This window comes from Pseudarthrobacter sp. GQ63 (assembly GCF_059758765.1).
Window position 1 is genome coordinate 43,137 of the sequence record NZ_JCAXEF010000009.1, and the last position, 13,689, is coordinate 56,825.

Genomic DNA, 13,689 nt, shown 5'->3' on the forward strand with positions numbered 1-13,689 from the left:
CGCCGGAGCTGCTGACAGGATGGCGGCCCACCCGTGGGCTGCCGTCCTGTCAGTCCGTACACCACCACACATTTCTAGACAGAGGGGTTCACATGGCGAACTACACTGCCGCGGACATCAAGGCCCTGCGCGAGCGCACCGGCGCCGGCATGATGGACGTCAAGAAGGCTCTTGACGAGGCCAACGGTGACGCCGAGAAGGCCATCGAAATCATCCGTATCAAGGGCCTCAAGGGCGCTACCAAGCGTGAAGGCCGCTCCACCGCTGAAGGCCTGGTGGCCGCCAAGGTCAGCAACGGCGTCGGTGTCATGATCGAGGTCAACTGCGAGACCGACTTCGTGGCCAAGGCCGACAAGTTCATCCAGCTGGCCGACAAGGTCCTGGCCGTGGCCGTCGAGTCCGGCGCTGCCGACCTCGAGACCCTGCTCGCCACCGATGTTGACGGCAAGCCCCTCTCCGAGGTCGTCGTCGAAGAAGGCGCTGTCCTGGGCGAAAAGGTTGTTGTCCGCCGCATCTCCCGCATTGAGGGCGCAACGGTCGACGCTTACCTGCACAAGACCTCCAAGGACCTTCCGGCCCAGGTTGGCGTGCTGTTCGCTGTTGACGGTGAAGGCGAAGCCGCTGCCACCGCAGCACACGACGTCGCAGTCCACATCGCTGCCATGGCTCCGAACTACCTGACCCGCGAGGACGTCCCGTCCGACCTGGTCGAGTCCGAGCGCCGCATCGCCGAAGAGACCGCCAAGGCTGAGGGCAAGCCCGAGGCCGCGCTCACCAAGATCGTGGAAGGCCGCGTTACCGGCTTCTACAAGGGTGAGGTCCTGGTTGACCAGGCATTCGCGAAGGACGCCAAGAAGTCCGTGGCGCAGGTCCTCACAGAGGCCGGTGTCAAGGGAACCGCGTTCACGCGTTTCCGCGTCGGCTCCTAGCCGAAACTGCAAGGGGGTGGCCACTTCGGTGGCCGCCCCTTTTGCATGCGCGGGGGATGCCCCGTATGGAACAGGCCGGAATAAGACCTTTGGCCACGCAGCAGGATAACCTTTTTAGAGTCCACCAACGGGAAGGCATCATGGAAGCCGTCAACACTGTAATCCAGCCAGAGAAAAGCCGACGCCGGGTCCTCTTGAAGCTTTCAGGTGAAGTCTTCGGCGGCGGAAAGCTGGGCGTTGACCCCGAGACCGTCCGCGACGTCGCCAAGCAGATCGCTGCAGCCGTTCCCCAGGTGGAGGTGGCCATCGTCGTCGGCGGCGGCAACTTCTTCCGCGGTGCGGAGCTCTCCCAGAGCGGCATGGACCGTTCCCGCGCGGACTACATGGGCATGCTCGGCACCGTGATGAACTGCCTTGCCCTCCAGGACTTCCTGGAACAGGCCGGCGTCGAAACCCGGGTCCAGAGCGCCATCACCATGGGCCAGGTCGCCGAGGCCTACATTCCCCGCCGTGCCATCCGCCACATGGAAAAGGGCCGCGTGGTCATCTTCGGTGCCGGCGCGGGCCTGCCGTACTTCTCCACCGACACCGTCGCCGCCCAGCGGGCCCTCGAGGTCCATGCCGACGTCGTCCTGATGGCCAAGAGCGGCGTGGACGCCGTCTACACCGCCGACCCCAAGAAGGACCCCACCGCCGAGCGGCTGGAAACCCTCAGCTACGACGACGCCCTCCGCCGCGACATCCGGGTCATGGACCAGACCGCCATGACCATGTGCAAGGACAACGACCTTTCCATGGTGGTCTTCGGCATGGAAGGCGAAGGCAACGTCACCAGGGCCATCCTCGGCGAAAAGCTGGGCACGCTGGTCACCACCTAGCTACAGCTAGGATGATTTCAGGACTGTTCCGTTCCTGCCCCTGCGGGCGGGGGCGGGCCGGCATCAAAGAACCACGTTTGTGCATGGACCCGGCGCCCCGGACTGCACCAGAATCTGAGGAGAGACCGTGATCGAAGAAACCTTGCTCGAAGCCGAAGAAAAGATGGACAAGGCCGTAGAGGTAGCCAAGGAAGACTTCGCTTCCGTCCGCACCGGGCGTGCCAACCCGGGCCTGTACAACAAGGTCCTGGTGGAGTACTACGGGTCACCCACCCCGCTGCAGCAGCTCGCCTCGTTCGCCATCCCGGACGCCCGCACCATCCTCATCACACCCTTCGACAAGACGGCGCTGCGGGATATCGAACGTGCGCTCAGTGATTCCGAGGTCGGCGCCAACCCGTCCAACGACGGCAACGTCATCCGGATCACCATCCCGGAACTGACGAAGGAACGCCGCAAGGAATACGTCAAGATCGTCAAGACCAAGGGCGAGGACGCCAAGGTCTCCATCCGCAACATCCGCCGCAAGGCCAAGGAAACCCTGGACCGCCTGGTCAAGGACGGCGAAGCCGGCGAAGACGAAGGCACCCGGGCCGAGAAGGAACTGGACAGCCTCACCAAGGCGCATGTTGACGGCATCGATGAGCTGCTCAAGCGCAAGGAAGCAGAGCTGCTCGAAGTCTGATGGGCCAGGCAGATCAGGCCCCGGCATCCAGGGCGCGCATACGGGGGAAGCAGCCCAGGAGCAACCCGACGCCGAAGGCAGGGAGGAACCTCCCTGCCGCCGTCGTGGTGGGCCTGGCCATGCTCTTCGCCGTACTGGGCGGACTGCTGCTCCTCCCGCTTGCCTTCGTAGCGGTCACCACCACCTTCGCCATTTTCGGCGTGTGGGAAATCTACCGCGCCCTGGAGGCCAACGGCACCAGGATGCCCATCATCCCGGTCATGACGGGTACTGTCGCCATGCCGTTTGCCGCCTACCTCGGAGGCATCGAGAGCCTCCTGTTCGCGATGCTGCTGAGCTCAGTGGCCGTGCTCCTGTGGCGGTCCATCGAAAGCGCGGCAGGTTCCGCCAACAGCATCTTCGCCGGCGTCTTCACGCTCGGCTGGGTGCCGTTCTTCATCAGCTTCGCCATCCTGCCGCTGCACGCGGCCGGCGGTGCAACGCCCCTGGGCCTCTGGCCGGGCGGAACGGTTCCCCACGGCGCGTGGCAGGTAGCCGTGATGCTCCTGCTGGTGGTCTCCAACGACACCTTCGGATACCTGGTGGGTGCGTCGCTGGGCAAGCACCCCATGGCGCCCAAGATCAGTCCCAAGAAGTCCTGGGAAGGATTCGCCGGCTCCATCGGCGGGGCCATTCTCATTGGAATCCTGGCCTGCCTGTATGTGCTGGACCAGCCCTGGTGGGTGGGTGTCGTCCTGGCGGTCGGCCTGGTGGCGGCTTCCACGGCGGGCGACCTCGCGGAATCGATGGTCAAGCGCGAACTGGGCATCAAGGACATGAGCAGCATCCTGCCCGGGCACGGGGGAGTCATGGACAGGCTCGACTCAATCGTGTTCGCGTCCCCGGCCGCGTTCATCCTGTACGGACTGGTGTCCGTCGCCTGACACAAACCCTGCCGGACCTGCAGAGAACCCCCGGCACAAATAAGCTGGTGCAGAAAGCACCACCGCTGAAGAGCATTGAAGGAAGCAAAGTGGCATTGGACATTCATCGGCAGATCCCTGCGTCCTTTGAGCGCGTCCAGCGCGGCGAATACGGCTACAACGCCAAACAGGTGGACCAGTTCCTGCAGCAGGCGCGCGTATCGCTGGAGAACCCGGAATCAGCGCCGCAGCCCATCAACAGCTCGGATGTGCGGGCTGTCTCCTTCGATCCGGTCAAAGGCGGATACTCCGCGGCCATCGTGGATGCCGCACTGGACCGGCTCGAGGATGCCTTCGCACGCAGGGAACGTGATGAGCTGATCGCTGCCAGCGGCGAGGAAGCCTGGCTGCGCGAGATCGGACACCTCTCGGGCATCCTGCGCGGCCGCCTGCACCGGCCGGACGGCGACCGCTTCCGCCGCCCCGCCAAGAAGAAGGCCCGCAGCTACAACACGGCCGACGTCGACCGGCTGTGCCGTGAGCTCATCGCCTACCTTGAGCAGGACAAGCCGCTCAGCGTTGACAGCGTCCGCCGGGCGGTCTTCCGCCCCGCCGCGGGCCGCGACGGGTACGAGGAAGCCCAGGTGGATGCCTTCCTGGACCGGGTCGTCGAGCTCATGGCTGCCATCGACTGATCCTGCCGGCCCCGCCTCAGCGTTCGGTGGCCAGCGGCCGCTCGGGGGTGTGCAGCCGGGTCATCACCTTCGACATGGTTTTGGGGATCCGCTGCGACGTTGCGCGGGACACGATGACCATCACCGCAAAGGCGGCGGGAACCGTCCACGCCGCCGGCTGGGCCAGCCAGCCGGGCGTGCTGGCTGCCCCGGCCAGGGCTCCGGCGATCATTGCCCCGCCGCACAGGACCCCGCCGGTCAGCATCCCGGCGATGGCGCCGGCGTCGGTCAGCCCGCGCCACCAGATGCCCAGCAGCAACACCGGGCAGACCGTTGAGGCCGTGAATGCGAACACCAGCCCGACGCTCCCGGCGAGGGCGAACGAATCGGTCATGAACGCAAAGCCCAGCGGCACCACGGCGGAAATGACTGCTGCCAGCCGGAAGCTGCCCACGCCTGCCCCCAGGACGTCCTGGCTGATGACGCCGGCCAGGGAAACCACCAGCCCCGACGTGGTGGACAGGAACGCGGCGAAGGCTCCCGCCACCACCAGGGCTGACAACAGGTCCCCGGCCGTTCCGCCCACCAGTTCCCCCGGGAGCAGCAGCACCATGGCGTCGGCCTGGCCCGCAGTAGCCAGGCCGGGAGCGAACATGCGTCCCACCAGCCCGTACGCGGTAGGGAACAGGTAGAACACGGACAGCAGGCCCAGGACGATCAGCGTGGTGCGGCGGGCGGACTGCCCGTCCGGGTTGGTGTAGAAGCGCACCAGGACGTGCGGCAGGCCCAGGGTTCCGAACAGGAGGGCCACCAGGAGCGAGACGTTCTGGTAGAGGCCGGCAGGGGGCGCGCCGGTGGGGTTGACCGACGGCGGGGCGAGCGGGGCGGTCCCGCTGCCGGCAAGGACAAAGATGATGAACAGGATGGGCACGGCCAGCGCGGTGAGTTTGAGCCAGTACTGGAACGCCTGGACGAACGTGATGGAGCGCATGCCGCCCGCCACCACGGTGAGGCACACAACAATCACCACCGCCACGGATCCTACCCAGGACGGCAGGCCCGTGGTGATGCGGATGGTGAGGGCAGCGCCATGGAGCTGGGGCACAATGTACAGCCAGCCCACCAGCACCACCACCAGGCTGGTCACTTTTCGGACCGGCAGGGAGTCAAGCCTGGCCTCGGTGAAGTCCGGGATGGTGTAGGCCCCGGACCGCCGCAGCGGTGCGGCCACGAAGAGCAGCAGCATCAGGTACCCGGCCGTGTAACCCACCGGAAACCACAGCGCATCCGTGCCGGACAACAGGATCAGGCCGGCAACTCCCAGGAAGCTGGCGGCGGAAAGGTACTCGCCGCCGATGGCGGAGGCGTTCCACCACGGCCGGACCGTCCGGGAGGCAACATAGAAGTCACCCGTGGTCCGTGAAATCCGCAGGCCGTAGAAACCGATGACCGCGGTGGCCACGGACACCCCTACCAGGGCAGCTATTGCCACTCCGGGGTTCACGGAGCCCTCACTGGTCCTCGGCCAGGTCGCGGTAGCGGGCCTCGTTGCGCGCCGCAGTCCGGATGTACAGCCACGCGCTGAGCCCGATGACAGGATAGATGCCGGCCCCCAGCAGCAGCCAGGCGAACGGAATGCCGGCCACCCGGGTTTCCGCCAGGCCGGGGACCGCTGCGAGCAGCAGGGGGAAGGCGCAAAGGATCAGCAGGAAACCTGCAGCCACCACCATGGCCAGCCGAAGTTGGGACCTGATCAGGGACCTGACGAACACCTGGCCCACTTCCGAGTCCTGCGCGGCCTCCCTCGTCTCCTTGGCCGGACGCGCCGCTGTCCGCGGAGCCGTCACCCGCACCCTGGTCATGTATTGGGCCTGATCCGGGTGGCCTCAAGCTTTTCCCGGACCGTGGGCAGGTGCCGCCTGCTGATGGGAAGGCCTGCGCCCGCCACGGTGACGCTGGGACCGTCCGCGGCGAGCTTCATCGAGGTCACGTGCTTGAGGGCCACGAGGTAGGACCGGTGCGTCCGGATGAACCCCGCATCCGCCCACTGCTGTTCGAGGTCCGCCAGCGGGACCCTGATCAGGTAGCTGGCTTCGGCGGTGTGGAGCCTCGCGTAGTCCCCCTGCGCCTGGACGTACGTCACGTCGTCGCGCCTGATCATCTTGGTGGTCCCGCCCAGGTCCACCGTGATCATCTCCGGGGCGGCGCCGCCGTCGCGCAGTTCACTGATGCGCCCCACGCAGCGTGACAGGCGTTCCACCCGCACGGGCTTGAGCAGGTAGTCCACTGCCGCGAGCTCGAAGGCGTCCAGTGCGTGGTCCTCGTCCGCTGTCACGAACACGACGGCGGGCGGGCGGCTGCTCCCGGCGATGGCACGGGCAATGTCCAGGCCGGACACCGCCGGCATGTGGATGTCCAGGAAGACGGCGTCAATACTGGCGGAGGCGAGCGCTTTGAGCGCATCGCTGCCGGAGGTGGCGCGGAGGATTTTGCCCACGCGCTCGTCCTTGCCCAGCAGGAAGGCCAGTTCCTCTACGGCAGGCAGCTCATCATCAACGACGAGGACGTTAATCATGCTCCTAGGGTAGCTTTCCGGAGCAGGGGCAAGGCGCCGGCGGTCCGGGCAGGGTCACGCATCGTGCCCGGGCTGGGACTTGGGGACCCGCATGGTGATCAGGGTTCCTTCGCCGGGCGCGGTCTCGATGACCAGCCCGTGGTCGTTGCCGTAGACCTGGCGGAGGCGGGCATCGACGTTGCGCAGGCCCACATGCTCGCCGTCTGTGTGGCCGGCCAGCATGGACTGCAGCTGCTCCGGATCCATGCCCACGCCGTCGTCCTCGATGGTCACCTCCGCGAACGCGCCGGCGTCGTTGGCGGTGATGCTGATGTGTCCCGGCCCCTCCTTGGCCTCGAGCCCGTGCCGGACCGCGTTCTCCACCAGCGGCTGCAGGCTGAGGAACGGGATAACGGTGCTGAGCACTTCCGGTGCCACCCGCAGGCTGACCTGGACCCGTTCACCAAACCGGGCGCGTTCCAGCAGCAGGTACCGGTCGATGCAGCGGAGTTCCTCAGCCAGCGTGGTGAAGTCCCCGTGCCGCCGGAACGAGTACCGGGTGAAGTCGGCGAACTCAACCACCAGCTCCCGGGCACGGGCGGGGTCGGTGTTGATGAAGGATGCGATGGCATTGAGCGAGTTGTAGATGAAATGCGGGCTGATCTGCGCGCGCAGGGCCCGCACCTCGGCCTCCATCAGCTGGGTGCGGGACGCGTCCAGCTCCGCAAGTTCCACCTGCACGGCCACCCAGTCCGCCACTTCGCTGGTGGCCCTGACCAGCCCCGCGCCGGCGGCGGGAGCGAAGGCGGCGACGGCGCCCACCACCCGGGTGCCGGCACGCACCGGTGCGATCACGGCGGCGAGCGGGCCGCCGGTGGCCTCCGTGGCGGCCCCTGCCTCCCCGGCAGGAAGGACAGCTGTCCGGCCGCTCGCCAGGACTCCGGCAGCAAGATCCATCATCCGCGGCTTCAGGTCCTCGCCGGCACCGTCCCACGCCAATACTCCGGAGGTGTCCATGATGGCCAGGGCGTCACAGCCCAGCAGGGTGCGCAGCTGGCGGCTGGCCTTGGCAGCGCCGGCGGGGTTGAGGCCCCGGCGCAGGTGCTGGCCTGCCTGGGAAGCGGCATGCAGGGTGTGGTATGTGGCGCGTTCCGCATCGGTGCCCAGGTCGCGGAAGGACCTGAGCACCTTGAGCCCCACCCCGACGACGACGGCAATGGCCATGGCGATGACGGCCACGGCCACGGCGGTCAGGAGGGGGGAGTCCGGCATGGTGCCCAGCGTAGCCGCGGGTGCCGTTTGTCGCAGCATCCCGACCGTTGAGCGCCCGCAGGCCTGCAGGCTCTGGAACTGGCGCGATGCAGCCTGCAGAGTGATTGCAGTCACATTTGCGGTATCCCGTCTTCAGGGCCTGCCGTTGGGTGTGTTCAGGCAAGTCTCAACGAGGAGGAACGATGGGTAACGATGCCCACACTCCGGACGCAGCGGCGTCCGTGGACTTCGAGCAGGTCCAGTCGACGGAGCAGTTCAAGGAACTGCGCAAGCGTCACCGCAGCTTTGTCTTTCCCATGGCAGTCGCATTCCTGCTGTGGTACTTCGCATACGTCCTGCTCGCCGACTACGCCGTGGACTTCATGTCCACCAAGGTCTGGGGCAACATCAACGTAGGCCTGATCCTCGGCCTGCTCCAGTTCGTGTCGACGTTTGCCATCACCGGCTGGTATGTCCACTACTCCAACAAGCGGCTGGACCCCATCGCGAAGGAAATCAGGGACGAAATCGAGGGGCACGAATTTGATAAGCACGGCAACCGAGTGAGCGGAGCAAGCAAATGATCGGCATCGCAACAGCGGTGGACGTCGCCGCCCTCAAGGACACCACGCTGCTCAACATGGGAATCTTCGGCATCTTCGTGGCCGTGACCATGGTGATCGTGCTGCGCGCCAGCCGGAACAACAAAACCGCCGCGGACTACTACGCCGCCGGCCGCTCCTTCACCGGCTCGCAAAACGGAACCGCCATCGCCGGCGACTACCTCTCCGCAGCCTCATTCCTTGGCATCACCGGCGCCATCGCCATCAACGGCTATGACGGCTTCATGTACTCCATCGGATTCCTGGTGGCCTGGCTCGTGGCACTCCTGCTCGTGGCCGAGCTCCTGCGCAACACCGGCAAGTTCACCATGGCCGATGTGCTGTCCTTCCGGCTGAAGCAGCGGCCCGTCCGCATCGCCGCGGCCATCTCCACGCTCGCCGTCTGCTTCTTCTACCTCCTGGCCCAGATGGCAGGCGCAGGCAGCCTGATCTCCCTGCTCCTTGGCATCAGCGACTGGGGCGGGCAGGCCCTGGTGATCATCGTCGTCGGCGCCCTGATGATCATGTACGTCCTGATCGGCGGCATGAAGGGCACCACCTGGGTGCAGATCATCAAGGCCATCCTGCTCATCGCAGGCGCAGCCGTCATGACCATTTGGGTCCTGGCCATCTACGGCTTCAACCTCTCCAGCCTCCTGGGCGCCGCAGTGGAGACGGCCAACAACCCGGCTGTCCTGAATCCCGGCCTGCAGTACGGCAAGACGGAAACCTCGAAGATCGACTTCATGTCACTCGGCCTCGCCCTGGTCCTGGGCACCGCAGCGCTGCCGCACGTACTCATGCGCTTCTACACGGTCCCCACGGCCAAGGAAGCCCGCAAGTCCGTGGTGTGGTCAATCTGGCTGATCGGCCTGTTCTACCTCTTCACCCTGGTGCTTGGCTACGGTGCAGCTGCCCTCGTTGGTGCCGAGACCATCAAGGGCGCACCGGGCGGCGTGAACTCGGCCGCCCCGCTGCTGGCCTTCTACCTGGGTGGGCCGCTGCTGCTGGGCTTCATCTCGGCCGTGGCCTTCGCCACCATCCTCGCCGTCGTGGCCGGCCTGACCATCACGGCTGCCGCCTCCTTTGCCCATGACATCTACGCCAGCGTCATTTCCAAGGGCAAGGCCGACGCCGACACCGAGGTGAAGGTGGCCCGGCGCACCGTTGTGGTCATCGGCGTCCTCGCCATCCTGGGTGGCATTCTTGCCAACGGACAGAACGTGGCGTTCCTCGTGGCGCTCGCATTCGCCGTCGCCGCCTCCGCCAACCTGCCCACGATCGTCTACTCGCTGTTCTGGCGGAAGTTCACCACCCAGGGTGCAGTCTGGAGCATGTACGGCGGCCTGGGTTCCGCGATCATCCTGATCATCTTCTCGCCGGTGGTTTCCGGCGGAGCAACATCCATGATCAAGGACGTCAACTTCGCACTCTTCCCGCTGAGCAACCCGGGCATCGTGTCCATCCCCCTCGCCTTCTTCCTGGGCTGGCTCGGAACGACGCTCGACAAGAAGCGGGAGGACACCGCCAAGCAGGCCGAAATGGAAGTCCGCTCCCTTACGGGGGTGGGTGCCGAAAAGGCCGTCGACCACTGAGCTGACGGCAGCAACAACAAAGCCTCCGCACCGGGGAACAGTTCCCCGGTGCGGAGGCTTTGTTGTGCCGGCCGGGACTACGCTGCCGGCCGCAGCTTGATATTGGTCATCTTGAGATCGTCAGTGCCCTCGAAGCGGTAGGCAAGGTCCACGTTTTTGCCGTCGCAGGTGATCAGGCCGGCAACATCCGCGGACTTAACGCCGTTCTCGGTGGCCACCTTGAGGTCGCTGTAGTCCGGCGTGCAGGTTTCATCCATCTCTAGGCTGTTGACGCCTTCAATGAAGGCCTCCTTGGACAGCTGCTCCTGGAGCGCGGGGTCGAGGTACTCGTCATAGGCCTTGGAGCTGTCCCCGGCAAGGACCAGTTTGGTGAAACCGTCAGCCAGGCCCCTGGCCTGGTTGGTGGCGCTGCCCACCACGTTAACCAGAATGACGATGCCCAGGACCACCAGCAGCAGGACGCCGCCGGCGCCCGCCAGGATGATCCACAGTTTCCGCCGGCTCCTCGGCGGGGGCTGCCCCGGGAGCCCGAAGGGGGACCCCGGGTCCTGCCCGTAGTGCGGAGGATGTGCCAGCTGCGGGGACGCGGCGCCGGCGCGGCCCGGCTGAAACGGTTCCTGGGGAGTGCTCAAGGTGGAGCCTTTCCGGAAAATGGTGCATGGCACCGCCTGGATGCGGGGCGCTGTGCCTGCCCCGCCGATTTACTGGCATTCAGCCTATAGCGCGGGCCGCCGGCGTCGTGCCTTCCGCAAAAGTGCGCCGGCTGCTAAGCCCGCCCGGGACCACGTTCAAGGAGGGGCTGGACACGGAAGGGAATAAGCTCTCCCATGGCAAGCGCCGTGTCGGTCCGGTCCACGCCTTCGCACGCCAAAATTTTCCCGTTGATCCGGAACAGGTCCTCGGCATCCACCGCCACCACGCGCAGCAGCAGGTCCGCCGAACCCGTCAGGCCATAGCCCTCGAGGATCTCGGGAATGTCCGCGAGCTCCTTCGCCAGCAGGGCGAGCCGCTGCTGCTGGACATGGACGGAGATGAAGGCCATCAGCGGGTAGCCCAGGGCCGCCGGATTGATGCGCCGTTCGAAGGACAGGAAGACGTGTTTCTTCTCCAGCTGCGCCATCCGCGCCTGCACGGTGTTCCGGGAGAGGCCAAGCTTCTGCGCCAGTGCCACCACCGTTTGCCGGGCATCCTGGGCCAGGGCAGAGAGCAGGCGGGCGTCGGTGCCATCCAAGGCTTGCATAATGCGCAACGCTAGCACGGTCCCGTGCCCTTCCGCAGAGCATTTTGCTCAGTGATCGCGCCGGTAGTTGTACCTCCTGAGCATTGTGAGTAGGGTCACAAATATCCGGGGCAACGGCGCCCGGGCGGCCGGCGGCCGAAGGGGCCACAAGTCCCAAAACCGCGGGTCAACGACGTAAGAAGGTTGCGGGCTATCGTGTCTACAGACGAAACGGGCCAGGGCGGACCAGCCGCCTCCAACAGCGCCCGGCACCCCCAGGGGCAGGGGCGGGATCTGGTCCAACTGGTCACCCCTTCCGGTGAGCGGATCAGCCACCCGGAGTTCGACTATTGGGTCAGGGACGTCACTGACGAGCAGTTGTGTTCCCTCTACGAGGACATGACCGTGATCCGGCGTATCGACGTCGAGGCAACCGCCCTGCAGCGGCAGGGCGAACTCGGACTGTGGCCGCCGCTGCTGGGGCAGGAAGCCGCGCAGATCGGTTCGGGCCGGGCGCTCCGCACGGACGACTTTGTGTTCTCCAGCTACCGGGAGAACGGGGTGGCCTACTGCCGGGGAGTGGACCTGACGGACATCCTCCGGGTATGGCGCGGCACTGCGTCCTCGGGCTGGGATCCCTACACCATCAACATGGCCACCCCGCAGATCATCATCGGCGCCCAGACCCTCCACGCCACCGGCTATGCAATGGGCATCCAGAATGACGGCGCCGATTCCGTGGCCGTGACCTATTTCGGTGACGGCGCCACCAGCGAGGGCGATGTCAACGAGGCCATGGTCTTCGCGGCAAGCTTCCAGGTGCCCGTGGTGTTCTTCTGCACCAACAACCACTGGGCCATCTCCGAGCCCGTCCGGCTCCAGTCGCACATCCAGCTGGCCGACAGGGCCGCCGGATTCGGCATCCCCAGCCTGCGGGTTGACGGCAACGACGTCCTGGCCGTGATGGCAGCCACCCGTGTGGCCCTGGACCGGGCCCGCCGCGGCGGCGGCCCCACGTTCATCGAGGCCGTCAGCTACCGCATGGGCCCGCACACCACGGCGGATGACCCAACGCGCTACCGCGACGCCAACGAGCTCGAGGACTGGGCGGCCCGCGACCCGATCAGCCGGATCGCCGCTCTACTCGAGCGGAAGGGCCTGCTGACCGCGGAACTGCAGCAGCAGGTTAAGGACAAGGCCGACGCCGTGGCACGGGAGATGCGGACGGGCTGCACCACCCTGCCGGACCCGGAGCCCCTGGACGTTTTCAAGAACGTCTACAGCACGCCCAACTCCTGGCTGGACCGGCAGCAGGACCACTACGCCCGTTACCTGGCCACCTTCGGTGATCCCGCAGGAGCCGTTTCAGAAGAAGGTGCACGCTGATGACCCAGATGACCTTTGCCCGCGCCATCAACGCGGGCCTGCGGAAGTCCCTGGAGAACGACCCCAAAGTGGTGCTCATGGGTGAGGACATCGGCACCCTCGGCGGCGTGTTCCGGGTGACCGACGGGCTGCAAAAGGACTTCGGCACGCACCGGGTGGTGGATACACCCCTGGCCGAATCGGCCATCGTGGGCACCGCCGTCGGCCTCGCCTACCGTGGCTACCGCCCGGTGGTGGAGATCCAGTTCGACGGATTCATCTATCCGGCGTTCGACCAGATCGTCAGCCAGGTGGCCAAGCTCCACTACCGCACCCGAGGGGCAGTCAAGATGCCCATCACCATCAGGGTTCCGTTCGGCGGCGGGATCGGCTCGCCTGAGCACCACTCCGAATCGCCGGAGGCCTACTTCACGCACACGTCCGGCCTGCGCGTCGTCACGGTGTCCAGCCCCCAGGACGCGTACACCGTGATCCAGCAGGCGGTCTCCTGCGACGACCCCGTGCTCTATTTCGAGCCCAAGCGGCGGTACCACGACAAAGGCGACGTGGACGAGTCCCTTGACCACACCGCGCCCGTGCCCATGGGCCAGGCGCGCGTCCTCACCCAAGGCACCGACGTCACGCTGGTTGCTTACGGCCCGCTGGTCAAGACGGCACTGGACGCCGCGTCGGCCGCCGCCGATGAAGGAGTTTCCATCGAGGTCATCGACCTGCGCTCGCTGGCACCGGTGGACTACGAAACAGTTGTGGCCTCCGTCCGCAGGACCGGGCGCCTGGTCATCACCCACGAGGCCGCACAGTCGGGCGGCCTGGGGGCGGAAGTGGCCGCCAGTATTACCGAGCGGTGCTTCTACCACCTGGAGGCGGCACCAGTCCGCGTCACCGGATTCGATATTCCCTACCCTTACTCAAAGCTTGAGATGCACCACCTGCCGGGCCTGGACCGGATCCTGGACGGCGTAGACCGTGCCCTGGGCCGGCCGAACTCCCTCAGCGGGCTGGAAGGATGAGCGG

Annotated in this window: 15 protein-coding genes; 9 read left to right on the forward strand and 6 right to left on the reverse strand. The window is 66.3% G+C overall.

Features of this window, described 5'->3' with window-relative positions; genetic code table 11:
* Positions 1 to 92: 92 nt before the first annotated feature.
* The 5 genes from tsf to AC6CHP_RS14755 all read left to right on the forward strand — a co-directional run bounded on the left by tsf (position 93) and on the right by AC6CHP_RS14755 (position 4,089).
* Entirely contained in the window at positions 93 to 929 is an 837-nt protein-coding gene (gene tsf, locus AC6CHP_RS14735) for a translation elongation factor Ts (protein ID WP_066274704.1), read from the forward strand.
* Positions 930 to 1,069: 140 nt separating this feature from the next.
* The gene (gene pyrH, locus AC6CHP_RS14740) at positions 1,070 to 1,807 is read left to right on the forward strand and encodes a UMP kinase (protein ID WP_066274706.1); all 738 of its coding nucleotides are present in this window, start codon (positions 1,070 to 1,072) and stop codon (positions 1,805 to 1,807) included.
* Positions 1,808 to 1,934: 127 nt separating this feature from the next.
* Complete coding sequence (gene frr / locus AC6CHP_RS14745; protein ID WP_066274709.1) at positions 1,935 to 2,492, forward strand: ribosome recycling factor; 558 nt, start codon at positions 1,935 to 1,937, stop codon at positions 2,490 to 2,492.
* Positions 2,492 to 3,415: a phosphatidate cytidylyltransferase gene (locus AC6CHP_RS14750; RefSeq protein ID WP_188732163.1), complete on the forward strand. Its 924-nt coding sequence runs from the start codon at positions 2,492 to 2,494 to the stop codon at positions 3,413 to 3,415. Before frr ends, AC6CHP_RS14750 begins: the two co-directional genes overlap by 1 nt.
* Before the next feature lie 89 nt (positions 3,416 to 3,504).
* Positions 3,505 to 4,089: a DivIVA domain-containing protein gene (locus tag AC6CHP_RS14755; RefSeq protein ID WP_188732161.1), complete on the forward strand. Its 585-nt coding sequence runs from the start codon at positions 3,505 to 3,507 to the stop codon at positions 4,087 to 4,089.
* A gap of 16 nt (positions 4,090 to 4,105) precedes the next feature.
* Here AC6CHP_RS14755 and AC6CHP_RS14760 read toward each other — a convergent pair whose 3' ends face one another.
* Genes AC6CHP_RS14760 through AC6CHP_RS14775 form a run of 4 tightly spaced genes read right to left on the reverse strand, consistent with a single transcriptional unit; the run spans position 4,106 to position 7,894 of the window.
* A complete protein-coding gene (locus tag AC6CHP_RS14760) occupies positions 4,106 to 5,572 on the reverse strand; it encodes a sodium/solute symporter (RefSeq protein ID WP_188732160.1) in 1,467 nt (488 codons plus the stop codon).
* Positions 5,573 to 5,579: 7 nt separating this feature from the next.
* The gene (locus AC6CHP_RS14765; protein ID WP_498230679.1) at positions 5,580 to 5,930 is read right to left on the reverse strand and encodes a DUF485 domain-containing protein; all 351 of its coding nucleotides are present in this window, start codon (positions 5,928 to 5,930) and stop codon (positions 5,580 to 5,582) included.
* Positions 5,927 to 6,643: a LytR/AlgR family response regulator transcription factor gene (locus AC6CHP_RS14770; protein ID WP_377195707.1), complete on the reverse strand. Its 717-nt coding sequence runs from the start codon at positions 6,641 to 6,643 to the stop codon at positions 5,927 to 5,929. Before AC6CHP_RS14770 ends, AC6CHP_RS14765 begins: the two co-directional genes overlap by 4 nt.
* A 54-nt stretch (positions 6,644 to 6,697) precedes the next feature.
* Positions 6,698 to 7,894, reverse strand: coding sequence for a sensor histidine kinase (locus tag AC6CHP_RS14775; RefSeq protein ID WP_498230780.1), 1,197 nt, complete (start codon positions 7,892 to 7,894; stop codon positions 6,698 to 6,700).
* A gap of 182 nt (positions 7,895 to 8,076) precedes the next feature.
* Between AC6CHP_RS14775 and AC6CHP_RS14780 the strand changes: the two genes are divergently transcribed.
* Together AC6CHP_RS14780 and AC6CHP_RS14785 are read left to right on the forward strand one after the other, a co-directional pair.
* Positions 8,077 to 8,457: a DUF485 domain-containing protein gene (locus tag AC6CHP_RS14780; RefSeq protein ID WP_104185235.1), complete on the forward strand. Its 381-nt coding sequence runs from the start codon at positions 8,077 to 8,079 to the stop codon at positions 8,455 to 8,457.
* Positions 8,454 to 10,070: a monocarboxylic acid transporter gene (locus AC6CHP_RS14785; RefSeq protein WP_188732157.1), complete on the forward strand. Its 1,617-nt coding sequence runs from the start codon at positions 8,454 to 8,456 to the stop codon at positions 10,068 to 10,070. Before AC6CHP_RS14780 ends, AC6CHP_RS14785 begins: the two co-directional genes overlap by 4 nt.
* Before the next feature lie 77 nt (positions 10,071 to 10,147).
* Here AC6CHP_RS14785 and AC6CHP_RS14790 read toward each other — a convergent pair whose 3' ends face one another.
* Both AC6CHP_RS14790 and AC6CHP_RS14795 read right to left on the reverse strand, forming a co-directional pair.
* Positions 10,148 to 10,702: a hypothetical protein gene (locus AC6CHP_RS14790; RefSeq protein WP_498230682.1), complete on the reverse strand. Its 555-nt coding sequence runs from the start codon at positions 10,700 to 10,702 to the stop codon at positions 10,148 to 10,150.
* Between the two features lie 134 nt (positions 10,703 to 10,836).
* On the reverse strand, positions 10,837 to 11,310 hold the full coding sequence (locus AC6CHP_RS14795) for an Lrp/AsnC family transcriptional regulator (protein WP_377195739.1): 474 nt from the start codon (positions 11,308 to 11,310) through the stop codon (positions 10,837 to 10,839).
* Between the two features lie 195 nt (positions 11,311 to 11,505).
* Here AC6CHP_RS14795 and pdhA point away from each other — a divergent pair, with 195 nt between their 5' ends.
* Together pdhA and AC6CHP_RS14805 are read left to right on the forward strand one after the other, a co-directional pair.
* Positions 11,506 to 12,675 (forward strand): pyruvate dehydrogenase (acetyl-transferring) E1 component subunit alpha, encoded by a 1,170-nt coding sequence (gene pdhA / locus AC6CHP_RS14800; RefSeq protein ID WP_377195738.1) that lies wholly within the window; start codon positions 11,506 to 11,508, stop codon positions 12,673 to 12,675.
* Positions 12,675 to 13,685, forward strand: a complete 1,011-nt coding sequence (locus AC6CHP_RS14805) for an alpha-ketoacid dehydrogenase subunit beta (protein WP_498230685.1) — start codon at positions 12,675 to 12,677, stop codon at positions 13,683 to 13,685. The genes pdhA and AC6CHP_RS14805 overlap by 1 nt, the downstream gene beginning before the upstream one ends.
* Positions 13,686 to 13,689 lie beyond the last annotated feature (4 nt).